The organism is Paraburkholderia sartisoli (assembly GCF_900107685.1).
Lineage (GTDB): Bacteria > Pseudomonadota > Gammaproteobacteria > Burkholderiales > Burkholderiaceae > Paraburkholderia > Paraburkholderia sartisoli.
The window spans coordinates 265670-287106 of sequence record NZ_FNRQ01000004.1; the positions used below are offsets into that span (position 1 = coordinate 265670).

Sequence of the window (21437 nt, forward strand, 5' to 3'; positions counted from 1 at the left end):
TGAAGGTTAAAGGGGTTAAAGGTTGAAGCCCGCTACCCAAAGCGCGACTGAAAACAGCACCGTCAGCGCCGGGTAGACGATCGCGGGCGGTGCGAGCCAGGCGCCGCGGCCGCTGCGCGAGAGCAGCACATGCACGCACGCGACCAGCAGCACGCCGCCCGCGATGCAGAACAGCCAGTCTGGAAAATACGCGCCCAGCACGCCGACCGACGGTGCGGCGCTACAGGCAGTCAGGGTCGCGCACGAGATCAGGATCGCCCATGCATGGCGCCCAGGGCGCAAACCACTCGACATCGCCGTCTCCCCTTGATGGCAGGCAATCAAGCAACACGGTTCAGCGCGTCAGGTTCACTTTCGCGAGATCGATCAGCGCGCTGCCGCGCCCGTCCATCACCGCCTTCGTGCCGGCGGCTTCGGACCAGCTGCCACCATGGTGGCGCGGCTCGTCCGGGCGTGCTTTAGGATTCGCACGGTAACGTATCGAAATCGCGCGAACCGGCGCGTTATATCGAAAGGAAATATCGGAAGGAACGCGTGCCCGTCGGAGATACCGTGACATACCTACCGTCACGGTCGGCGATCTTGTACAGAGCTGTACGGAGTTTGAGGTAGCAAAGCGCGAATTCGCTTTAGCTACTTAACCTGCGCAGGTTTTGCCGGGTCAATACATCACGCAAGGGTCGACCAGCGAGGTCGCCACGCCTGATCTGTCCGGCTTCATCGAAAGAAATCCGCTTGCCTCCCCTCGTTTTTCACAAGAAAAGACAGCGAACGCAAGGCCGGACACACCATCAAGCTACTTTCGCAGCGCCGCCTCGATCTCGTCGAGAACCTTGTCCTTACCAATGCCAGTGAGAAAGGCAAGTCCTTTGATCACTGGCTTAGTCACTGAACCAGAGATCGGCGTCGTTGATACAATGAAGTCGACATTGTCGGCAAGAGACGGAACCTCCGTCGCTTTAGCCTGCTGGGCGTTGAAGGTTAATCCCCTCTTTTTCATTTCTTCCGTCACCGCCGCATTCACTACCGTAGACGTCGCAACACCGGTGCCGCACGCAAATAGAATCGTCTTGATCCTGGCCATTTTCGTTCTGCTCCATTATCCAAACACCAATTTGACTTCTTCCAGCGTCCTGGCGCACTTCAAAGCCCTTATCGCGGACGCGTCCTGAATAGTCGCGATAATCGTCTGCAAGGTCTCAATCTGCCTGTCTTTGTCGTTAATCGCGAGCAGAAAAACGACATCGACGCTAACGCTCTCCTCGGGATCTTCCATATTGGCGAACGTAATAGAATTCTTTAGCGTCGCCATCGCGACCCCGGCCTTAAGAACATGACAAGGATCGGTATGTGGAACAGCGACATTGCCCTCGCCTTCCATTTTCAGCCCGGTTGGCAACGACCGTTCGCGCTCTATCACGGCATTGGCAAAACCCGGCTTCACATAGCCAAGCCGTTCGAGTTCCCGGGCAAGTATGAGGACGATCTCTTCGTTTGTCTTCGCTTCGCTCTGAAGCACGATCGCGTCCGGCTCGAGAATCGCCATCAGGCTATTTACCACCGCACTCTCCTTGAATGATCCTTGCCGCAGGATACATATTCATCGTCAACACCTGCGGCAGCACGACGGGCCATCACGCAGCAGTCTGTTCCGACTGCGCATCAACCTGTTCCAGCTGCTCGTCCTCAGCGCCTGCAGCCCGTTCCCAGCCGGCCGTATTGCGTCGGTATAACCAGAAAAGAGCGGCAACGACCAGAACAAGAAGAACAATACCGGCAACGCCGAGCCATTGAACAGCCTTGATAACGACATAAGGCACCCACAGGAAACCGTCGACCACCGAAGTGATCTGCAACGCGCCTGCCGGCAGTTTGAAACCCGACGCCACCGCTGCGTGCGTGAAGAGCGGCGCCAGTGCATTCGCGACATAGAAGCCGATGGCAAGCGTCACCGTGCCGACCACGACCATGCGGAAAACATTGCCCTTCAGGAGCGGTGCAGTCAATGCGACGATAAAGGGAATCACCGCGAGATCGGCAAACAGGATCACATGATTGCCGGGCAGGATGATCGACAGGATGATGGCGATCGGCACCAGAATCAGCGACGATGAAATGGCTGCAGGATGGCCAATCAGAATTGCCGAATCGAGCCCGACGAGCAATTCGCGATCACCCGTGCGCTTGCGAACGAACGCCTGTGCTGCATCGGAAACGGGCAGCAGGCCTTCCATCAGGATTTTCACCATTCGCGGCAGGAGCAGCATGACCGCGGCAAGTGTCATGCCCGTGCTGAGTACCTTGGCGAGTACGACTTCCAGTTTGCCGGCGTTGTAGAAGGCGATCAGGCCGAGCACAAGCCCAAGGATCAGACCGAGCACAACCGGCTCCCCGAAAACGCCGAAGCGACGCTCGATGGTTTCAGTGCTGATGTTGATCTTCTTGACGCCCGGAATGCGATCCATGACCCAGTTCAGCACAATCGCAATGGGCAGGATCTGCGCCGAAGCAAGGTGCGGAACGGAAATGCCCGGCACGCCGTAAAACTGCTGCACCGCGCGAGCCGACCAGTCCGCGAAAAGCAGCGAAAGCGCCGCGACGATCGCCGCGACGGCAATGCCATAGGCAAGATTGTCGGTTGCCGCAACCACCAGCGAACCGACGAAGGCGAAGTGCCAGAAATTCCACACGTCCACATTCAGCGTGCGTGTCCAGCGCATCAGCAGAAAGACGATATTCACCAGAATGCCGACCGGAATGACCCACAGTCCAACTGAGGAGCCAAATGCGATTGCAGCAGCCGAAGGCCAGCCCACATCGATGATGTCGCGCTTGATGCCGGTGTTGGTCACGATAGCCTGTGCCACCTGCCCAATGGACGTGAACATCAGGCCAAGCACCAGGTTGATACCGATGAAAGCCACGCCAATGGTGACGGCCGCGCGAAAAGCTTTGCCCAGCTTCGCGCCCAGGACGACCGCAATGAAGAAGATCACGATGGGCATCAGTACTGTTGGACCCAAGGCGTCTATTGCCGCTTTTACTCCAGTCAGGATTGCGTACATGCTCTCATCTCCTCCATTTTTGCCTGTGGCCGTCCCTGAACGGTCAAACCAGTCGGGCATGGGTCAAATTATTTTTCGCGACGTGTTATGTACATTTGTTTCTTACGATATCCCTTTGTCCGCTTCGGACACAAGCAGTCGAGGCTGAAAAAGTTCGCATCCAGGGTTAGTCCCGATGCCGGAGCGAGGAACGAGCGGGGACATGACCTTCTGTTGCCCGAAGCGTGGGTTAGCGGGTTGATGCCACGTCGGGCCACGCAAGCGAAAGACGCCGGCCATCTTGAGCGCTCGATGCGTCACGACGGCGACCCGGCCGATATGCCAGAATCGGCGGCATGAACTGGATCGCCTCGCTTCCGATGTACAACGTGACGCCCGCGCTTGCGGCGGACTGGCGCGCGTTTCTCGCCGACGTGCTACGTGAGGCAGCGCCGCTGACACGTATCGTCGAAGCCGATGAATCGCTGGACGCATTCTGGCGCCGCGCGGATCTCCTGATTTCGCAGACCTGCGGCTACCCGCTGATGCATGGACTGCACGAACACGTGCAACTGATCGCGACACCAGAATTCGATGCGCCGGGTTGTGTGGGTCCGAACTATTCCAGCGTGATCGTGACGCGTGCCGACGGACCCGTTCATTCGCTTGACGCGTCACGCGGGCTGCGTGTGGCATTTAACCAGCCCGACTCAAATAGCGGAATGAATGCACTGCGGCACGCAATCGCACCGCTTTCACGCGATGGTTCGTACTTTGGCGAAGCGGTTGTTACCGGCTCACACGTCGGCTCACTGATGGCAATCGCCGAAAACCGGGCGGATATTGCGGCAATCGATTGCGTGACGATGGCGTTCGTGCGGGACGGATTACCTCGACTCGCACGGGCAGTGCGCGAGGTTGCATGGACGCAGGCGTCGCCGGGACTGCCACTGGTCGCCAGCAACAACGTTGACGCATCGACCGTCGAGGCACTTCGAAGCGCGCTGGACAATGCGCTGCACGCCAATCCCGTTCGCACAAAACGTCTGCGCCTGAAGGGCTTTTCCAGGCTGTCACTGACGGACTACGCGCGCATTGAACAGCTTGAAAACGAGGCGCTAACCTTCGGCTATACACGCCTCGCCTGAACCTGCACACGAAGTCAGCTCACTTCCATCACCAGAAGCTGTGCGCCATCGGCCACCTGATCGCCCACCGCGTACAACACTTCCGCGACCGTGCCCGCCGCCGGTGCGCCGATGGTGTGCTCCATCTTCATCGCTTCCATCACGATGAGCGGCGTACCCTTTTCCACCACCGTCCCCGGTTCGACCAGCACCGCGATCACCTTGCCCGGCATCGGCGCGGTCAGCCGGCCTTCGCCGTGCTCGGCATCGGCCGCGTGGGCAAGCAGGTTCTGCCACTCGAATGCAAGCGCGAAACCGCGGCAAAACACGTGGAAAACGTCGCCATCGATAAACACGCGACCTGTCACGCGCGAATCGCCGATCGTCGCGCCGAACTCATGTGCGTTTTCGCCACGCCACCACGTGAAGCTCTCGCACTGGCCGGCATGATCGAGCGTCTGCGTTTCGCCGTCGCGGGCGAACGTGGCTGAAAACGCCGTTTCGCTGGTGACATCGCGCCATGAAAGCGTTTGCGTATAGCCGCCGTTCAGGCGCCAGTGCGACAGCGCATCCCATGGCGACGCGCCGTGGGCGGTACCGCCTTCGCGCGTCAGCAATGCACCGCACGCCAGCGCGAGCGCTTCCTTAAAAGGCTTTTGCAGCGGCGCAAAGAGCGCTTCGTGATGACGCTCGATCAGCCCCGTGTCGAGATCCGCCGATGAAAACGGCTCGCTCGTCACGATCCGTTGCAGGAACTCGACGTTCGTGTACGGCCCAACCACCTCGCATTCGCGCAATGCGCGGTTCATCCGGGCCAGCGCTTCCGCGCGTGTCGCGCCATGCACGATCAGCTTGGCGATCATCGGATCGTAGAACGGCGTAATCGTGTCGCCTTCACGCACGCCGCTATCGATGCGCACCGGCGCGCGGCCGTTCGCCGTCTCGCCGGTCGTGAACTCGACGCCCTCCGGCATTCGCAGATGCTTGAGCGTACCCGTCGAAGGCAGGAAGCCGCGCGCGGGATTTTCCGCATAGATGCGCGCCTCGATCGCATGACCGTCGACGCGCAATTCGTCCTGCGTCAGCGGCAACGGCTCACCTGAGGCCACGCGCAGTTGCCACTCGACAAGATCGAGGCCCGTCACCATCTCCGTGACCGGATGTTCGACCTGCAGGCGCGTGTTCATTTCCATGAAATAGAACGCGTCGCCGGTCATGATGAATTCGACGGTGCCCGCGCCGACGTAATTCACCGCGCGCGCAGCGGCCACCGCCGCTTCGCCCATCGCGACACGCAACGATGTATCAAGACCTGGCGCGGGCGCTTCTTCCAGCACTTTCTGGTGACGGCGCTGCACCGAGCAGTCGCGATCGAACAGCCACACAGCGCCGCCCTGCGTATCCGCAAAGACCTGCACTTCGACGTGCCGTGGCCGCGTCAGATACTTTTCGATCAGCACGCGATCGTTGCCGAAGCTGCTCGCTGCCTCGCGCTTGCATGACGCGAGCGCCGCCGCGAAATCCTCGCTGCGTTCGACCACCCGCATGCCTTTTCCGCCACCGCCCGCGCTCGCCTTCAGCAGCACCGGATAGCCGATCGAATCGGCTTCGCGATGCAGCAGCACCGTGTCCTGATCGTCGCCGTGATAACCCGGCACGAGCGGCACGGCGGCTGAATGCATCAACGCCTTGGCCGCCGCCTTAGAACCCATCGCGGCAATCGCGCTAACCGGCGGCCCGATAAATACGATGCCGGCCTTCTCGCACGCATGCGCGAAATCCTCGTTTTCCGACAGGAAGCCGTAGCCCGGATGCACCGCCTGCGCGCCCGTCGCTCGCGCGGCCTCGATGATGCGTTCGATGCGCAGATAGCTTTCCGCCACCGTCGACCCACCGATATGAACCGCCTCGTCGCACGCGAAAACGTGCTTTGCATTCGCGTCCGCATCGGAATACACCGCGACACTCGTGATGCCAAGACGCTTGCAGGTGGCCGCCACGCGGCATGCAATCTCGCCCCGGTTTGCAATCAGGATCTTGTTGAACATGAGGTGTCTCGCTCCCGGGCTGTTCTTTATGCTGGGCATCGCGCACGCGACGCATGCGTTCGTTGCATCAGATACGCCATGCAGGCGCGCGCTTTTCAAGGAACGACGCAACACCTTCGCGGCCTTCCTCGCTCGCCCGTATGCGCGCAATTCGCGCTGCGGTGTCTTCGATCAATGCGGTATCGAGTGTGCGGCCCGCCACGTCCTGCACGAGCCGTTTGCACTCGCGTACCGCATGCGGGCTGTTTGCAACCAGCGTTTCCACGAGCTGCTGTACGGTTGCATCAAGCCGCTCTGCGGCAACCATTTCGCTCACCAGACCGAGCCGCAACGCGGTCGCGCAATCGAACTGCTCGGCCGTCGTGAAGTAACGGCGCGAAGCCTGCTCGCCAAGCGCGCGGATCACATACGGCGCGATCGTCGCGGGAATCAGGCCAAGACGCGCCTCGGACAGGCAGAAGCGTGCCGTATCGACCGCCACCACGATGTCGCACGCGGCGATCAGCCCCATGCCGCCCGCGTATGCGTCGCCACTCACGCGCGCGATCACAGGTTGGGGGCAGCGGTAGATCGCACTGAGCATGTTCGCGAGGCGCATTGCGTCGGCACGGTTCTCGTCATCCGAGAAACCCGCCATCTTCTTCATCCAGTTCAGGTCCGCGCCCGCGCAAAACGCCTTGCCGTTCGCGGCCAGTACAACCGCGCGCACGTCCTGCCGTTCGCCCATCGATTCGAACACGCCGGTCAGTTCGGCGATCATCGCTTCGTTGAACGCGTTGCGCACGTCGGGGCGATTCAGCGTCACGGTCGCCACCTGAGCGGAAAACGCGACGTCCACATGATCGTATTGCATGCTGCCGGGCTCCTTCGCGTGTGTCACATTCTGAACACGCCGAAACGCGTGTCCCCGATCGGCGCATTCATCGAAGCTGACAGCCCCAGACCCAGCACGTCGCGCGTCTGCGCCGGATCGATCACACCGTCGTCCCACAGGCGCGCGCTCGCGTAATACGGGTGCCCCTGATGCTCGTATTGCTCGCGGATCGGTTGCTTGAACGCTTCTTCCTGTTCCGCCGTCCACGTGCCGCCCTTGCCTTCGATGCCATCGCGCTTGACCGTTGCGAGAACCGACGCCGCCTGCTCGCCGCCCATCACGGAAATGCGCGCGTTGGGCCACATCCACAGAAAACGCGGCGAATACGCGCGGCCACACATGCCGTAATTCCCCGCGCCGAACGAGCCGCCGATGATCACCGTGAACTTCGGCACCTTCGCGGTTGCCACAGCCGTTACCATCTTCGCGCCGTTGCGCGCGATGCCCTCGTTCTCGTACTTGCGGCCCACCATGAAGCCCGTGATGTTCTGCAGGAACACGAGCGGAATCCTGCGCTGGCAGCACAGTTCGATGAAATGCGCGCCCTTGAGCGCGGATTCGGAAAACAGGATGCCGTTGTTCGCGATGATGCCGACCGGGTGTCCCCAGATATGCGCGAAGCCGCAAACGAGCGTCGTGCCATAGCGGGCCTTGAATTCGTCGAACGCGGAATCGTCGACGACACGCGCGATCACCTCGCGGATATCGAACGGCTTGCGCGTGTCGACGGGAATCACGCCATACATGCTCTTGACGTCATAACGCGGCGGCGTTGGCTCGCGCAGCGCGACAGGTGGCTGCTTCACACAGTTCAGGTTGCCGACGATGTTGCGCGCAATCGCAAGCGCGTGCGCGTCGTTTTGCGCAAGATGATCGACGACACCGGACAGGCGCGTATGCACGTCGCCACCGCCCAGATCCTCGGCGCTGACCACTTCGCCGGTTGCGGCCTTCACCAGCGGCGGCCCGCCGAGAAAAATCGTGCCCTGGTTCCTGACGATGATCGACTCGTCGCTCATCGCGGGCACATAGGCGCCGCCCGCCGTACACGAGCCCATCACGACCGCGATCTGCGGAATGCCTTCAGCCGAAAGATTCGCCTGGTTGTAGAAAATGCGACCGAAGTGATCGCGATCCGGAAACACGTCGTCCTGGTTCGGCAGATTCGCGCCACCCGAATCGACCAGATACACGCACGGCAAGCGGTTTTCCGCGGCGATTTCCTGCGCGCGCACGTGTTTCTTGACCGTGACCGGATAGTACGTGCCGCCCTTCACCGTCGCGTCGTTGCAGACGATCACGCACTCCTGCCCGGCAATGCGCCCGATGCCCGTGATGACACCGGCACCCGGCGCATCGTTGTTGTACATGCCGAACGCCGCGAGTTGCGACAGTTCGAGAAACGGCGTGCCTGGATCGAGCAGTTGCGCAATGCGCTCGCGCGGCAGCAACTTGCCGCGCGAGACGTGCTTCTCACGCGCGGCTGCGCCCCCGCCCAGCGAGAGCGCGGCGATCCTGGCCTTCAGATCGGCAACCAGCGCCTCCAGCGCGGCCGCGTTTGCGCGGAAATCGTCCGAGCGCGGATTCAGTTTTGTTTCTATGATCGGCATCGCGTGGCTCTCCGTTTCGGCGCGTGGGCGGACTTACATCGTCTCCGCGAACAGCTCGCGGCCAATCAGCATGCGACGGATCTCGCTCGTGCCGGCACCGATTTCATAGAGCTTCGCATCGCGCCACAGACGCCCCACCGGATATTCGTTGATGTAGCCGTTGCCGCCCAGAATCTGGATCGCCTCGCCGGCCATCCACGTCGCCTTTTCAGCCGTGTACAGAATCACGCCCGCGCAATCCTTGCGCACCTGGCGCACGTGTTCCGAGCCGATCGTGTCGAGCTGACGGCCCACCGCGTACAGATACGCGCGGCACGCCTGCAACGTGGTGTACAGATCCGCGACCTTGCCCTGGATCAGCTGGAATTCTCCGATCGACTGACCGAACTGCTTGCGATCGTGGATATACGGCACGACCGAATCCATCACCGCGACCATGATGCCCGTCGGGCCGCCCGCCAGCACCGCACGCTCGTAGTCGAGCCCGCTCATCAGCACCTTCACACCGCCGTTCAACTGGCCCAGGATGTTTTCTTCCGGCACTTCGACGTTTTCGAACACGAGTTCGCCGGTGTGCGAGCCACGCATGCCGAGCTTGTCGAGCTTCTGCGCAACCGAAAAGCCCTTCATGCCCTTCTCGACGATAAACGCAGTGATGCCGCGCGAGCCCGCTTCGACATCGGTCTTTGCGTAGACCACAAGCGTGTCGCAATCGGGGCCGTTGGTGATCCACATCTTCGTGCCGTTCAGCACATAGCGGTCGCCTTTCTTTTCGGCGCGCAGTTTCATGCTGACCACGTCCGAACCCGCGTTCGGCTCGCTCATCGCGAGCGCGCCGACGTGTTCGCCGGATAGCAGCTTCGGCAGGTATGTGCGCTTTTGCGCTTCGGTGCCGTTGCGGTGAATCTGGTTCACGCAGAGGTTGGAGTGCGCGCCATACGAAAGGCCCACCGAAGCCGACGCACGCGAGATCTCCTCCATCGCGACCATATGAGCCGTATAGCCCATGTTCGCGCCGCCGTATTCCTCGGAGACCGTCATGCCCAGCACGCCGAGATCGCCGAATTTGCGCCACAGGTCCATCGGGAATTGGTCGGTGCGGTCGATTTCCGCCGCACGCGGAGCGATTTCTTTAGCGGCGAACCCTGCAATGCTGTCGCGCAGCATTTCAATTTCCTCACCTAGCGGAAACTGCAAACCGGGCAGATGCGTCATGGATGTCTCCTGGAATTCCGTGGCGGCCGCCCTGGCTGGGCGTGCCGGATTTCTGAGCGGGGCTCAGCGATCCTCTCTGGCCGCTCTCATGATGATCCATGCGTCGCGGCCGCTCAAGGCGAATTTCACGCCACATTTACGTATACGTCAATATGTTTTTTTGAGTATTGCTCAATTATGACGAATCCGCCTTGTATACGCATACTGTCGTGCTAACATGGATTTCATCGTGCGCATCGAGCGCTTGAAATTGAACCGGACTCATATCATGGCCGTCCCGAAGGCCAAATTGCCTCCATCGCGCCGCCTGCCGGCCGGGCGCAAGTCACAACAGCGTGTGAAGGAAATCCTTCAGACAGGGCGCGACGTTTTCTCCGAAAAGGGCTACGAGCGCGCCACCACGTCCGAAATCGCGCAGCGTCTCGGCATTTCCGAGGCCACCGTGTTCAGTTATTTCCGCGGCAAACGCGAACTGTGCGCGCGCGTGATCGGCGACTGGTATGACGAGATCATCGACGCCATCGAATCGGGCCTGCCCCGCGACGGCACGGTGCGCCAGCAGTTCGCATTCATCGTGCGGATGCACCTTCGCCTGATGCTGGTGAACGGCACCGGCCTGTGCTCGCTCGTGCTATCGGAAGGGCGCGCGCGTCAGCACGAACTCAGCGAGGCGCTGGTTGAACTGCAACGCCGTTACACGGCACCGCTCATGCGGGTGCTGGCGCTGGGGCAGGAAACCGGCCAGATCCGCCAGGATGTGCCGCTGCGACTGTTGCGCTCGATGGTGTTCGGACCGATGGAACACGTGCTCTGGGACGCGACGCTGGTCAATCGCCGGATCGATATCGACGCGACCGCCGACCGCCTGATCGACGTGCTGTGGTCGGCGCTGCAACCGCCGGACGCATCGCTTGGCGCGCTGCTGCAGTTTCGCCACGTGGTGGGCGAGGCAACGCGCCAACTCGAGGCGGCCGAAGCAGCGCACAAGGCGGGACATCCCGACAAAACCGCGACCATGACCCGGCGCACGCGCAAGGAAACAGGCACGGGCACGGCCTGAAAGCGAACACAAGCCACGCGCACGCTTCGCACAAAATGCGTATCCTGACCGAAGTCCCTGCGCCGCCTCGCGGCATGCCCTGACGGAAGGAGCTCACTTTGACAGATCATCCCAACTCACCCACGGCGTCACAACCCTCGACCGAAATCGACCCTGATCTCGTCGAAGTGGCGCGCGAAGTCTTCGATCTCGCACGACGCGGCGACGCCGCCACGCTCGCCGTTGTGATCAGGAAAGGCGTGCCGCCCAATCTTCGCAACGAGAAAGGCGACAGCCTGCTGATGCTCGCGGCGTATCACGGGCACGTCGACGCAGTGCGAACGCTTGCGGAACATGGTGCGGATCCCGACCTGCGCAACAACAATGGCCAGACGCCGATTGCCGGGGCTGCGTTTAAAGGATTCAAGAGCGTGATTGAAACATTGCTCGCGCATGGCGCGGATGTCGAAGGTGCGTCACCCGATGGCCGCACCGCGCTCATGATCGCCGCGATGTTCAATCGCACGGAGATCGTCGAGCTGCTGATCGCGAACGGCGCCAACAGCCAGGCGCGCGACTCGGGTGGATTTACGCCACTGGATGCAGCAAACAGAATGGGCGCGCCGGATACGCCGGCGATTCTTGCGAAAGCGAAATCGTGAGGATCCGGGCGACGTTTGCGGGCACGTCCATACGGAACTGCCGGCACACTTCGGCACATGGTTTTTTCGTGCATCCTGAACACGCTGGATGCAATCGAGGCACAATCATCACGTGCCTGCACAATGCAGGCTAACGCTTTTGCTGGTGTACCGATGACCACTCAACTCACTTCTGCTATCGCATCGAAATTCGCAACGCTGGCGCTCGATCACCTGACGCGCGAGTATCCGAACAAGCTGACCCATTCGCTGGCCGGTCCACAGGATGTGCAGGGGCCGCGCGCACTTCACCCGGTTTTCTATGGCAGCTACGACTGGCATTCGTGCGTACACGGTTACTGGCTCGTGCTGAAACTGATCGACCGCTTTCCTGACCTGCCCGAAGCGAAGCGCATCATTGCAATCGTCGATGCGCATTTCACCGCGGCGAACGTGGCGGGTGAGATGGCCTATCTGGACCTGCCGCACAACCGCGGTTTCGAGCGTCCGTATGGCTGGGGCTGGCTGCTGGCACTCGCGGCGCAGGTGCAGTCCATGAGCTTGCCGCAGGCTTCAACCTGGGCCGCGACGATCGCGCCACTCACCCAGGCGTTTGTCGAACGCTTCGAGGAATTTCTGCCGAAGTCGACGTATCCTTTGCGTGTCGGCACGCATTTCAACACGGCGTTTGCACTTTCGCTTGCACTCGATTTCGCACGGCAGACGGGCCATCGGCCGCTCGCCGCCCTGATCGCCGACACGTCGAAGCGATGGTATCTGGAAGACGCCGCGTGCCAGGCGTGGGAGCCGTCGGGTGACGAATTCCTGTCGCCGTCGCTGATGGAAGCCGCATTGATGCAGCGCGTGTTGTCCCCGGAGGAATTCATCGCGTGGTTCACGCGCTTCCTGCCGGAGATTGCCGCGCGCAAACCCGCGACGCTCTTCATACCGGCCACGGTGACAGACCGCACGGACGGAAAGATCGCGCACCTCGACGGTTTGAATCTCAGCCGCGCGTGGTGCCAACGCTCGATCGCGCGGGCACTGCCTGCGGGCGATGCGCGCGCCACCGTGCTTCTCGAAGCCGCCGATACGCATCTGGCGGCCGCGCTGGATCACGTCGCAGGCGACTACATGGGCGAACACTGGCTCGCTACGTTCGCGTTGCTGGCGCTGGAGGCGTAAGGCTTGAGGGCACCACGTGCCACGTGGACGATCCCTCCCGGGATCGTCCCGTTCAGCGCGAAATGGCTTCAAGCGCACGACCCTTCGTGCGTGGTCCCATCAATCCAATCGCCGCCATGACGATCAGCATCGCGCCGGCGATCAACACGAACACCCCTGTCGAACCAAACTGCCGCAACGCGGCAGCAATCACGAACGCGGTAAAGATCGCGGAGAACCGGCTCCACGAATAGACAAAACCAACCGCGCGCGCACGGATGCTCGTCGGGAACAGCTCGGTCTGGTACGCGTGATAGCTGTACGACATGATGTTGCTTGCGAGCGTCAGGCACACGCCGAGCCCTACGAGCAGCAATGCATTCGACACCTGGCTGAACCACAATCCGCACACCATGATCGCCCCCGCCGTCGCGACGATCACGCTCTTGCGCTCGAAACGGTCCGCAATCGCCAGCCCGATCACGGGTCCGAGCGGTGCAGCCAGCGCGATGATGCTCGAATACAGCAGGCTCGTCGTGATCGTGATGCCCTGTTTGATCAGCAGCGTCGGCACCCAGTTGGCGAAGCCATAGAACCCCACCGTCTGGAACACGTTGAAGATCACCATCATCAACGTGCGCGAACGGTACGGCGGCACCCACATGTCGCGAAACCGGCCGCGTTCCGGCGTCGCCGCGACCGGCTCCGGCGGCGGCAACGGCCGGCCGTATTCGGCCTCCACCCGGGTTTCGACCGCGGTCATCACACGGTCGGCTTCGTCGAGACGCCCCTGCTGCGCGAGCCATCGCGGGCTCTCGGGCAACGCGCGGCGAATCCACCACACAAAGAGCGCGCCGTGCGCGCCGATCAGCACCACCCAGCGCCAGCCGTCGAGCCCAAAGAAAGCATGCGGCACCAGCAGATACGCGAGAAACGCCACGATCGGTACGGCCGTAAAGCCGACCGCCTGCTCGCAGGCGAACGCCCGGCCGCGAATCTGCCTCGGCACCAGTTCCGCGATGTACGTGCCGATCGTCACGAGTTCGACGCCAATGCCCACACCCGCGATGAAACGCCAGACGTTCAACCCGAGCGCCGTCTCCTGGAACGCCATGATGACGTTGGCCACCGTGTACCAGAGAAGCGACCAGGTGAAGATTGCGCGGCGCCCAAAACGGTCGGCAAGAAAGCCGCAGGCGATCGTGCCGATAAAGAGGCCCGCGAACAGCGCGGCGATAAAACTTGCGATACCGGTTGTGCCAAAGAGACCGTGCGTCGTGGCGGTCAGCAGGCCGCTCCTGACGAGCCCGGGGGCCACGTAGCCGCTATAAAGCAGATCGTACAGTTCAAAGAAAAAGCCGAGGCTTAGCAGAACGACGAGCTTCCAGATCGAACGCGTCGCGGGCAGCCGGTCAAGACGCGCGGAAATGGTGCCGGCGTCGATCGCGAGGGTGGCGGATTCACGGGAGGCCGTCGCGTGTGCAGCGGCCCGGTCCTGTTCAGGGGTTGCCATTCTTGTCTCCAGAGTGAGGCCGGTCTTGCGCCGGCTTTTCACTCCGCACGCGTGCGATGAGCGCATGCACCGCCGGGCGCAAGGTCCGGCAGCATTCTAGCGGCGAGCGCCCCTGAACGGTTCGAACATCGTGATTTTCCCCACAAACATGGCCCCCGTGACCGCGGATCAGGCTTGCACGATCACTTCGAAGCCGCCGAAAATCGCCCGCTTGCCGTCGAACGGCATCGGATTCGTCTCGGGCCGCAATCGCGGGTCCGCCATGACGGCCTGCATGCCCTTGTCGCGCACCTGGCGGGAGGGCCAGAGAATCCACGAAAAGACAACGGTCTCGTCATCCTTGCGTTTAACGGCCATCGGAAACGAGGTCAGCGTTCCTTCCGGTACGTCGTCGCCCCAGCATTCGACCACCTGCAAGGCCCCCTGCTCCCTGAAGACCACCGCGGCGGCCTCGGCGTGTTGCCTGAACGCTTCACGGCTGGCTGTCGGTACCGCTGCAACAAAACCGTCGATGTAGGTCATGAACGTGCTCCTTCTTCGATTGAAATGGAATGAGGGCGGGAAGGCGCATCGCTGCGGCGCAGCCCATTGTCAGCCTTCTCTCCCTTCACATACGACGAACGGCGCAGCAGGAAATCGACAACGCCGCGGGCGCGCAGACAGTAAAATCGCCCCGAGAGATGCGTACCCAAAGGCGATCGTTTGACTGAGCAACATCAAGGCTTTCTTCTGACCCGACACTGGCGCGATACGGCTACCGGCACGGAGGTCGAGTTCTGGCTCGCAACCGATGAGGGCCCGCGTCACATCCGGCTGCGCCCGCAGGCGTCGGTGGCGTTCATCCCCTCGGAGCAGCGCGAGCGCGCCGAGACGGTATTGCGTCGCGAATCGCAAGTCGAGTTGCGTCCGCTGGAGCTCATCGATTTTCATCATCGTCCCGTATTGGGGATGTATTGCCAGCACTATCGCCAGCTCGGCGCGCTGGAAAAGCGGCTAAGGCAAGGTGGTGTCGATGTCTATGAGGCGGACATCTTCCCGCCCGAGCGCTACATGATGGAGCGATTCATCACGGCACCTGTCACGTTTAGCGGCGAGGCAACCGAAGACGGCATGCTCGTGAACGCCGAGATGAAGCCTTCTCCAGCGTACCGCCCGCAACTCAGGCTGGTGTCGCTCGATATCGAAACCAGTGCGCATGGCGATCTGTATTCGATCGCGCTGGAAGGTTGCGGTCAGCGCCAGGTGTATATGCTCGGTCCCGCGAATGGCGACGCAAGCCTCGTCGACTTTCAGTTTGAATATTGCGAAAGCCGGCTGCGGATGCTGGAAAAGCTCAATGAATGGTTCGCCGTTCACGATCCCGATGCGATTATTGGCTGGAATCTCGTCCAGTTCGATCTGCGCGTGTTGCACGAACACGCCGAACGTTATCGCGTTCCGCTCAGACTCGGACGCGGCGCAAGCGTCATGGAATGGCGCGAGCACGGTCATCAGAAGAACCATTTCTTTGCGGGTGCCGCCGGACGCCTGATCATCGACGGCATCGAGGCGCTCAGGTCGGCAACATGGAGCTTTCCGTCGTTCAGTCTTGAATACGTCGCGCAGTCCGTGCTCGGCGAAGGCAAATCCATCGACAATCCGTATCAGCGCATGGAGGAAATCCAGCGGCGCTTTGACGAAGACAAACCGGCGCTTGCGAAGTACAACCTCAAGGATTGCGAGCTGGTCACGCGCATCTTCGCCCGAACGGAACTGCTGACGTTCCTGCTGGAACGCGCCACCGTCACGGGGCTGGCCGCGGATCGCAGCGGCGGGTCCGTCGCGGCGTTCACGCATCTCTACATGCCGCGGATGCATCGCCTCGGGTTCGTCGCGCCCAACCCGGGCGACGTGGCCGGGCAAGCGAGCCCCGGCGGGCTCGTCATGGATTCGCGCCCGGGCCTCTACGATTCCGTGCTCGTGCTGGATTACAAGAGTCTTTATCCATCGATCATCCGTACGTTTCTGATCGATCCGGTCGGGTTGGTGGAAGGCATGCAACACCCGGATGACGCCGATTCCGTGCCGGGCTTCCTTGGCGCCCGCTTTTCGCGCAGCAAGCACTGTCTGCCGTCTGTCGTCAGTCAGGTCTGGGAAGGACGCGAAGTCGCGAGACGCGAGCAGAACAAGCCGCTCTCGCAGGCGCTGAAAATCATCATGAACGCGTTCTATGGCGTGCTGGGGTCGACGGGTTGCCGCTTCTTCGATCCGCGTCTTGCGTCGTCGATCACGATGCGCGGCCACGAAATCATGCGCAAAACGCGCGAGCTGATCGAGGCGGAAGGTTACGAAGTCATCTACGGCGATACCGATTCGATGTTCGTATGGCTCAGGCACGCCCATCCCGAGGACGAAGCCGCGCAGATCGGTCGCGCGCTGGTCACGCACATCACCCAGTGGTGGCAACAACACGTAAAGGCGCGCTTTGGACTCGAAAGCGCGCTCGAGCTTCAGTTCGAGCGGCACTACCGGCGCTTTTTCATGCCCACGGTCCGCGGCACGGAGGAAGGCAGCAAGAAGCGCTATGCGGGTTTGACCATACTGGCGGATGGCTCCGAAGACGTCATCTATAAAGGGCTCGAAACGGTGCGCACCGACTGGACGCCACTCGCGCAGCGCTTTCAGCAGCAGCTTTATCTGCGTATTTTCAAGCAGCAGCCCTACCGGGATTACATCCACGACTACGTTCAGCGAACACTACGCGGTGAGTTCGACGATCAACTGGTGTATCGCAAGCGACTGCGTCGTCCACTCGAAGACTATCAGCGCAACGTTCCGCCGCACGTGCGCGCCGCGCGCCTCGCCGACGAACTCAATCGCGAGCGAGGTCGACCGCTGCAATACCAGAGCGGCGGCTGGATCAGTTACGTGATGACAGGCGCGGGCCCCGAGCCGCTGGAAACGTTACGCTCGGCAATCGACTACAACCACTATCTCACGCGCCAGCTGCAGCCTGTGGCCGACGCGATTCTTCCGCTGCTCGGCGACGACTTCGAGACGCTGATGTCGGGCCAGAAAGCCTTGTTCTGACGATCGATGGCGGCTCGCACCGTGCCGCAGGCTCAGAAACCGAACAACCTGCGCGGCGTCTGCCACAGCACGCGTCGGCGCGCGTCCGGATCGGGAATCAGTTGCCGCGCGAGCGTCAACTGCGGCGCGTAATCCATCCGCACCGGCGAGCGCAGGAACGGCCAGTCCGAACCCCAGACACATTGATCCGGGCCGAACGCGCGAAGGAGGTGTCGCGCGAAGACCTGCGCGTCTTCATACGGATGCGCAAGCTGCGAAAACTTTTGCAGCCCGGAAATCTTGACGACGACGCGACCGGTGTCCGCAAGACGCAGCAACGCCTGGAAGCCGGCCTGATTCGTGCCGGCCGCGATCTCGGGACGGCCGCAATGGTCGATGAGTATCCGCGTTGCGGTCCGCGCGATCAGAGGCTGGAGCGCGACCAGTTGATCGCCGGTGACCTGGATCTGCGCGAACATGTCGAGGTCGGCCAGCGTATCGAAGAGCGCGCCTGCATCGCTCATCACGTCCACGCCCTCCATCGCCGGATTGAAGGCAACGCCCACGACGCCCGCCGCCTTCATCTCCACCAGTTCCGCTCGGCTCACGTCGTTGTCCATCACCGCGATGCCCTTGAAGCGACCGTTGCCGTTCGCAATCGCATCGAGCATGCAGCGGTTGTCGGTGCGGTAACCACTCGTCGGCCCGACGAGCAGCGCATGGCGCACGCCACAGGCGTCCATCACATGGGCAAACTGCGCCGCCGTGCCGATCTCCTGCATCGACGGCCGGTACGCGGTGTCGACGCGATACGGAAAACGCGCGGGATCGAAAACATGGTTGTGGCAGTCGATCTTGTCTTCGTCGAAGATGTTCATCATCAAGACTCTATGTGAATTCCGTTGCTACGGCGCGCGCCCGATATATCGCCCTCCCGCCTGTCAGATCGAACGTGAAGCCGGTCGTGAAGCTGCATTCCGGACTAACCATCGCACCGACCTCGTCGACCTGAATGAAGCCAGGTTGACAGCGCCAGCCCAAGCCTCCTTCGGGTCAACCCCTATTGTACAGGTGCATATGCGTATTTATCTTTCTACATCATACGTATGATCTAGAGAGAATGATGGCCACATTGCACAGACAGGTTCTGAACCAGATGGGCGAGCAGATCTGCTCAGGCAAATTCATGCCGGGCGACATTCTGCCGGCGGAGCCTGTTCTCGCGGAGCAGATGCAGGTGAGCCGGATCGTCATCCGCGAGACAATGAAATCGCTGTCCGCCAAGGGCATGCTCGAGGTGCGCCGCCGGTATGGCACGGTCGTGCTGCCGCGCGCTCAATGGCAACTGTTCGATCCTGACGTGATCACCTGGCGCGCGCGCGCGGAAGCGGTCGACGACGGCCTGATCCAGGACCTGATGGAACTGCGGATGATCATCGAGCCGAACGCCGCAAAGCTCGCCGCAAAGCGCGCGACGGAAGACGATCGACGCGCGGTGCGACGTGCCTTCAAGGCGATGGAGCGAGCGGTCGCCGGTCACGGCGAATACGTTCCCGCCGACCTCGCGTTTCACGGAGCGATCCTGACCGCGTGTCACAACCAGTTCATCCAGCAGATGCAGAACGCGCTGTCGGCGATTCTGCGCACGAGCTTCGAGCTCAGCTCCGAGATCGCCGGTGGTCCGGCCCGCTCGCTGCCGATGCACGAGGCGCTGTGCGTCGCGATCGAGAAAGGTGATCCGCAGGGGGCGGAAGCCGCTGTCCTCACGCTCATCAGGCGCGCGGAGAACGATTTCGAGGACCGCGCCGCGCTGAATCGCACCGTGAACGACCAGCCCGTTTAGGGGCGCGCGCAACGACCTGTCCGACGGCTTCGCCGGCGGACCCCACACCATCGGGTTATCGCGACGGGATCAATGTCGCGAGGGGCGCACTCGCGCCTCGTTCCTGAACATGAAGAGGACAGGTGCATGACACAGTTATTCGATCTGAGCGGCCGCACGGCGCTCGTCACCGGTTCGGCCCGGGGCATCGGCTTCGCGCTCGCTGAAGGGCTGGCGACCGCGGGCGCGAGCGTGATCCTGAACGGCACGCGTGCGGACACCGTCGCCGAAGCGGTCAGCCAGCTCGCAGGCAAAGGATTCAACGCACGAGGCCGCGCCTTCGACGTCACCGACGAACAGGCCGTCGCCGATGCGTTCGCGCAGTGGGACAAGGACGGCGTGCAGGTCGACATCGTCGTCAACAACGCCGGCATCCAGTTTCGCAAGCCGCTCGTCGAACTCGAACTGAGTGACTGGCAGCGCGTGATCGACACCAACCTGACGAGCGCGTTCATCGTCGCGAAGCAGGCGGCGCGCCGCATGATCGCGCGCGGCACGGGCGGCAAGATCATCAACATCGGCTCGCTCACGAGCGAAGCCGGCCGCGCGACAGTCGGCGCGTACACGGCGGCGAAGGGCGGCATCAAGATGCTGACCCGCGCGATGAGCGCCGAATGGGCGGCATCGGACATTCAGGCTAACGCGATCGGGCCCGGCTACATCCTCACCGACATGAACAGGCCGCTGATCGAGAACGCCGCCTTCGACGCGTGGGTCAAGAGCAGCAATCCATCGCAACGCTGGGGCAAGCCGGAAGAACTCGTCGGCACGGCGGTGTATCTGGCGTCGCCGGCATCGAGCTATGTAAACGGCCAGATCATCTACGTCGACGGCGGCTGGCTGGCCGTACTTTGAATGCAGGCTCGCGCGGCGACATCAAAACTAAAGCGGCTCGCGTGAGGCAAACCGTCTGTGTGACGTATCGATCTGGAGACATCATGGAAAGCGTCAAACCCGTGGCAACCCAAAGATGGTGGTATCTGATGCCCATCATCTTCATCACCTACAGCCTCGCCTATCTCGACCGCGCGAACTACGGCTTCGCGGCGGCGGCCGGGATCAACAGGGATCTCGGCATTTCGCAGGGCACGTCTTCGCTGATCGGCTCGCTGTTCTTTCTCGGCTACTGCCTGTTCCAGGTACCCGGCGCGATCTACGCGCAGCGCAACAGCGTGAAGAAGCTGATCTTCTTCAGCCTGATCCTGTGGGGACTGTGCGCCGCGGCAACCGGGATGGTCAACAACATTCCGATGCTGATGGTGTTGCGCTTCGTGCTCGGCGTGGTGGAAGCGGCTGTCATGCCGTCGATGCTGATGTACATCAGCCGATGGTTCACGCGCAGCGAGCGCTCGCGTGCCAACACGTTTCTCATTCTCGGCAATCCAGTCACGGTGCTGTGGATGTCGGTGGTGTCGGGCTATCTGGTCCACAGCTTCGGCTGGCGCGAGATGTTTATCCTCGAAGGCCTGCCGGCGCTCATCTGGGCAGTGGTCTGGTGGTTCACGGTGCAGGATCGCCCGGCCGACGTCACCTGGATGACCAACGCGGAAAAGACCGAATTTGCCGCCCGCCTGAAGGCGGAGCAGGCGGACATCGCGCCCGTGCGCGACTACAAGGCGGCCTTCCGTTCGCCGATCGTGCTGAAGTGCTGCGCGATCCATGCGCTGTGGAGCATCGGCGTATACGGCTTCATCATGTGGCTGCCGTCGATTCTCAAGGCCGCGTCCACCATCGACATCGTGTCGGTCGGCTGGCTTGCCGCTGTTCCGTATCTCGCGGCAATCATCCTGATGCTGCTCGCGTCCTGGCTTTCGGACAAGACACGCAACCGCAAGCTGTTCGTCTGGCCGCTGCTGCTCGTGGGGACCATCGCGTTCGTGGCTTCGTACCTGATCGGCGGATCACATTTCTGGATTTCGTTTGCGCTGCTGGTCGTTGCCGGTGCAACGATGTATGCGCCGTATGGCCCGTTTTTCGCGCTGATTCCGGAACTGATTCCCGGCAACGTGCTGGGCGGCGCGATCGGTCTCGTCAACGCATGCGGCGCACTGGGCGCGTTCGCGGGCTCCTATGTCGTCGGGTATCTGAACGGCGCAACCGGCAGCCCCGCGGCCTCGTATATCTTCATGGCGGCCGGCCTGCTGCTTTCCGTGATCCTGATGATCACCGTGCCGGCACATTCCGGCCAGCGCGCGAAGGATGAAGATTCGCTCTCGCTGCGCCGCACGTAAG

The 21437-nt window shown here is 61.9% G+C and carries 21 protein-coding genes; 9 read left to right on the forward strand and 12 right to left on the reverse strand.

Features of this window, described 5'->3' with window-relative positions; translation table 11 throughout:
• Positions 1–15: 15 nt before the first annotated feature.
• The 5 genes from BLV45_RS15050 to BLV45_RS15075 all read right to left on the reverse strand — a co-directional run bounded on the left by BLV45_RS15050 (position 16) and on the right by BLV45_RS15075 (position 3125).
• Positions 16–294 (reverse strand): YtcA family lipoprotein, encoded by a 279-nt coding sequence (locus BLV45_RS15050; RefSeq protein WP_090534356.1) that lies wholly within the window; start codon positions 292–294, stop codon positions 16–18.
• Positions 295–334: 40 nt separating this feature from the next.
• Positions 335–559 carry a hypothetical protein gene (locus BLV45_RS27565; protein ID WP_090534358.1) on the reverse strand — a complete coding sequence of 75 codons (225 nt, stop codon included), beginning with the start codon at positions 557–559 and terminating at the stop codon, positions 335–337.
• Positions 560–796: 237 nt separating this feature from the next.
• Complete coding sequence (locus BLV45_RS15065) at positions 797–1084, reverse strand: PTS sugar transporter subunit IIB (protein ID WP_090534361.1); 288 nt, start codon at positions 1082–1084, stop codon at positions 797–799.
• Between the two features lie 15 nt (positions 1085–1099).
• Complete coding sequence (locus BLV45_RS15070; RefSeq protein ID WP_090534363.1) at positions 1100–1561, reverse strand: PTS sugar transporter subunit IIA; 462 nt, start codon at positions 1559–1561, stop codon at positions 1100–1102.
• Positions 1562–1634: 73 nt separating this feature from the next.
• Positions 1635–3125, reverse strand: a complete 1491-nt coding sequence (locus tag BLV45_RS15075) for a PTS galactitol transporter subunit IIC (RefSeq protein WP_245753287.1) — start codon at positions 3123–3125, stop codon at positions 1635–1637.
• Between the two features lie 275 nt (positions 3126–3400).
• On the opposite strand from BLV45_RS15075, the gene BLV45_RS15080 reads away from it, so the two are divergent.
• Positions 3401–4192 carry a phosphate/phosphite/phosphonate ABC transporter substrate-binding protein gene (locus BLV45_RS15080; RefSeq protein WP_090534367.1) on the forward strand — a complete coding sequence of 264 codons (792 nt, stop codon included), beginning with the start codon at positions 3401–3403 and terminating at the stop codon, positions 4190–4192.
• A gap of 14 nt (positions 4193–4206) precedes the next feature.
• On the opposite strand, the gene BLV45_RS15085 is transcribed toward BLV45_RS15080, so the two are convergent.
• From BLV45_RS15085 to BLV45_RS15100, 4 genes are all read right to left on the reverse strand, one after another.
• Entirely contained in the window at positions 4207–6219 is a 2013-nt protein-coding gene (locus BLV45_RS15085; protein ID WP_090534369.1) for an acetyl/propionyl/methylcrotonyl-CoA carboxylase subunit alpha, read from the reverse strand.
• A gap of 67 nt (positions 6220–6286) precedes the next feature.
• Positions 6287–7072 carry an enoyl-CoA hydratase/isomerase family protein gene (locus BLV45_RS15090; RefSeq protein WP_090534371.1) on the reverse strand — a complete coding sequence of 262 codons (786 nt, stop codon included), beginning with the start codon at positions 7070–7072 and terminating at the stop codon, positions 6287–6289.
• A gap of 23 nt (positions 7073–7095) precedes the next feature.
• Positions 7096–8703: a carboxyl transferase domain-containing protein gene (locus tag BLV45_RS15095; protein WP_090534373.1), complete on the reverse strand. Its 1608-nt coding sequence runs from the start codon at positions 8701–8703 to the stop codon at positions 7096–7098.
• A 33-nt stretch (positions 8704–8736) separates the two neighbouring features.
• Positions 8737–9918: an isovaleryl-CoA dehydrogenase gene (locus tag BLV45_RS15100; protein ID WP_090534375.1), complete on the reverse strand. Its 1182-nt coding sequence runs from the start codon at positions 9916–9918 to the stop codon at positions 8737–8739.
• Here BLV45_RS15100 and BLV45_RS27110 point away from each other — a divergent pair.
• The 4 genes from BLV45_RS27110 (at position 9917) to BLV45_RS15115 (ending at position 12783) form a co-directional block, all read left to right on the forward strand.
• Positions 9917–10099, forward strand: a complete 183-nt coding sequence (locus BLV45_RS27110) for a hypothetical protein (protein ID WP_143130431.1) — start codon at positions 9917–9919, stop codon at positions 10097–10099. The two genes, BLV45_RS15100 and BLV45_RS27110, sit on opposite strands and share 2 nt — an antisense overlap.
• 87 nt (positions 10100–10186) lie before the next feature.
• The gene (locus BLV45_RS15105) at positions 10187–10978 is read left to right on the forward strand and encodes a TetR/AcrR family transcriptional regulator (protein WP_176954170.1); all 792 of its coding nucleotides are present in this window, start codon (positions 10187–10189) and stop codon (positions 10976–10978) included.
• Between the two features lie 98 nt (positions 10979–11076).
• Positions 11077–11619, forward strand: a complete 543-nt coding sequence (locus tag BLV45_RS15110; RefSeq protein WP_090534377.1) for an ankyrin repeat domain-containing protein — start codon at positions 11077–11079, stop codon at positions 11617–11619.
• A gap of 153 nt (positions 11620–11772) precedes the next feature.
• Positions 11773–12783: a DUF2891 domain-containing protein gene (locus tag BLV45_RS15115; protein ID WP_090534379.1), complete on the forward strand. Its 1011-nt coding sequence runs from the start codon at positions 11773–11775 to the stop codon at positions 12781–12783.
• A gap of 52 nt (positions 12784–12835) precedes the next feature.
• Here BLV45_RS15115 and BLV45_RS15120 read toward each other — a convergent pair whose 3' ends face one another.
• Both BLV45_RS15120 and BLV45_RS15125 read right to left on the reverse strand, forming a co-directional pair.
• Positions 12836–14275, reverse strand: a complete 1440-nt coding sequence (locus BLV45_RS15120; protein WP_090534381.1) for an MFS transporter — start codon at positions 14273–14275, stop codon at positions 12836–12838.
• A gap of 168 nt (positions 14276–14443) precedes the next feature.
• Complete coding sequence (locus tag BLV45_RS15125) at positions 14444–14797, reverse strand: DUF1428 domain-containing protein (RefSeq protein ID WP_090534383.1); 354 nt, start codon at positions 14795–14797, stop codon at positions 14444–14446.
• 180 nt (positions 14798–14977) lie between these two features.
• On the opposite strand from BLV45_RS15125, the gene BLV45_RS15130 reads away from it, so the two are divergent.
• The gene (locus BLV45_RS15130; RefSeq protein ID WP_090534386.1) at positions 14978–17344 is read left to right on the forward strand and encodes a DNA polymerase II; all 2367 of its coding nucleotides are present in this window, start codon (positions 14978–14980) and stop codon (positions 17342–17344) included.
• Between the two features lie 32 nt (positions 17345–17376).
• Here BLV45_RS15130 and BLV45_RS15135 read toward each other — a convergent pair whose 3' ends face one another.
• Positions 17377–18201, reverse strand: a complete 825-nt coding sequence (locus BLV45_RS15135) for an amidohydrolase family protein (protein WP_090534695.1) — start codon at positions 18199–18201, stop codon at positions 17377–17379.
• Positions 18202–18446: 245 nt separating this feature from the next.
• Here BLV45_RS15135 and BLV45_RS15140 point away from each other — a divergent pair, with 245 nt between their 5' ends.
• From BLV45_RS15140 to BLV45_RS15150, 3 genes are all read left to right on the forward strand, one after another.
• Entirely contained in the window at positions 18447–19166 is a 720-nt protein-coding gene (locus BLV45_RS15140; protein WP_090534388.1) for a FadR/GntR family transcriptional regulator, read from the forward strand.
• A 126-nt stretch (positions 19167–19292) separates the two neighbouring features.
• Positions 19293–20060, forward strand: coding sequence for an SDR family oxidoreductase (locus tag BLV45_RS15145; RefSeq protein ID WP_090534391.1), 768 nt, complete (start codon positions 19293–19295; stop codon positions 20058–20060).
• Between the two features lie 83 nt (positions 20061–20143).
• A complete protein-coding gene (locus tag BLV45_RS15150) occupies positions 20144–21436 on the forward strand; it encodes an MFS transporter (protein ID WP_090534393.1) in 1293 nt (430 codons plus the stop codon).
• The last annotated feature ends 1 nt before the right edge of the window (position 21437 follow it).

What these genes read in the sequence shown, in the direction of transcription:
- BLV45_RS15050 (WP_090534356.1), bottom strand. Translation starts at nt 294, where the DNA reads ATGTCGAGTGGTTTGCGCCCTGGGCGCCATGCATGGGCGATCCTGATC.
- BLV45_RS27565 (WP_090534358.1), bottom strand. Translation starts at nt 559, where the DNA reads ATGTCACGGTATCTCCGACGGGCACGCGTTCCTTCCGATATTTCCTTT.
- BLV45_RS15065 (WP_090534361.1), bottom strand. Translation starts at nt 1,084, where the DNA reads ATGGCCAGGATCAAGACGATTCTATTTGCGTGCGGCACCGGTGTTGCG.
- BLV45_RS15075 (WP_245753287.1), bottom strand. Translation starts at nt 3,125, where the DNA reads ATGCCCGACTGGTTTGACCGTTCAGGGACGGCCACAGGCAAAAATGGA.
- BLV45_RS15080 (WP_090534367.1), top strand. Translation starts at nt 3,401, where the DNA reads ATGAACTGGATCGCCTCGCTTCCGATGTACAACGTGACGCCCGCGCTT.
- BLV45_RS15085 (WP_090534369.1), bottom strand. Translation starts at nt 6,219, where the DNA reads ATGTTCAACAAGATCCTGATTGCAAACCGGGGCGAGATTGCATGCCGC.
- BLV45_RS15090 (WP_090534371.1), bottom strand. Translation starts at nt 7,072, where the DNA reads ATGCAATACGATCATGTGGACGTCGCGTTTTCCGCTCAGGTGGCGACC.
- BLV45_RS15095 (WP_090534373.1), bottom strand. Translation starts at nt 8,703, where the DNA reads ATGCCGATCATAGAAACAAAACTGAATCCGCGCTCGGACGATTTCCGC.
- BLV45_RS27110 (WP_143130431.1), top strand. Translation starts at nt 9,917, where the DNA reads ATGGATGTCTCCTGGAATTCCGTGGCGGCCGCCCTGGCTGGGCGTGCC.
- BLV45_RS15100 (WP_090534375.1), bottom strand. Translation starts at nt 9,918, where the DNA reads ATGACGCATCTGCCCGGTTTGCAGTTTCCGCTAGGTGAGGAAATTGAA.
- BLV45_RS15105 (WP_176954170.1), top strand. Translation starts at nt 10,187, where the DNA reads ATGGCCGTCCCGAAGGCCAAATTGCCTCCATCGCGCCGCCTGCCGGCC.
- BLV45_RS15115 (WP_090534379.1), top strand. Translation starts at nt 11,773, where the DNA reads ATGACCACTCAACTCACTTCTGCTATCGCATCGAAATTCGCAACGCTG.
- BLV45_RS15120 (WP_090534381.1), bottom strand. Translation starts at nt 14,275, where the DNA reads ATGGCAACCCCTGAACAGGACCGGGCCGCTGCACACGCGACGGCCTCC.
- BLV45_RS15125 (WP_090534383.1), bottom strand. Translation starts at nt 14,797, where the DNA reads ATGACCTACATCGACGGTTTTGTTGCAGCGGTACCGACAGCCAGCCGT.
- BLV45_RS15135 (WP_090534695.1), bottom strand. Translation starts at nt 18,201, where the DNA reads ATGAACATCTTCGACGAAGACAAGATCGACTGCCACAACCATGTTTTC.
- BLV45_RS15140 (WP_090534388.1), top strand. Translation starts at nt 18,447, where the DNA reads ATGGCCACATTGCACAGACAGGTTCTGAACCAGATGGGCGAGCAGATC.
- BLV45_RS15145 (WP_090534391.1), top strand. Translation starts at nt 19,293, where the DNA reads ATGACACAGTTATTCGATCTGAGCGGCCGCACGGCGCTCGTCACCGGT.
- BLV45_RS15150 (WP_090534393.1), top strand. Translation starts at nt 20,144, where the DNA reads ATGGAAAGCGTCAAACCCGTGGCAACCCAAAGATGGTGGTATCTGATG.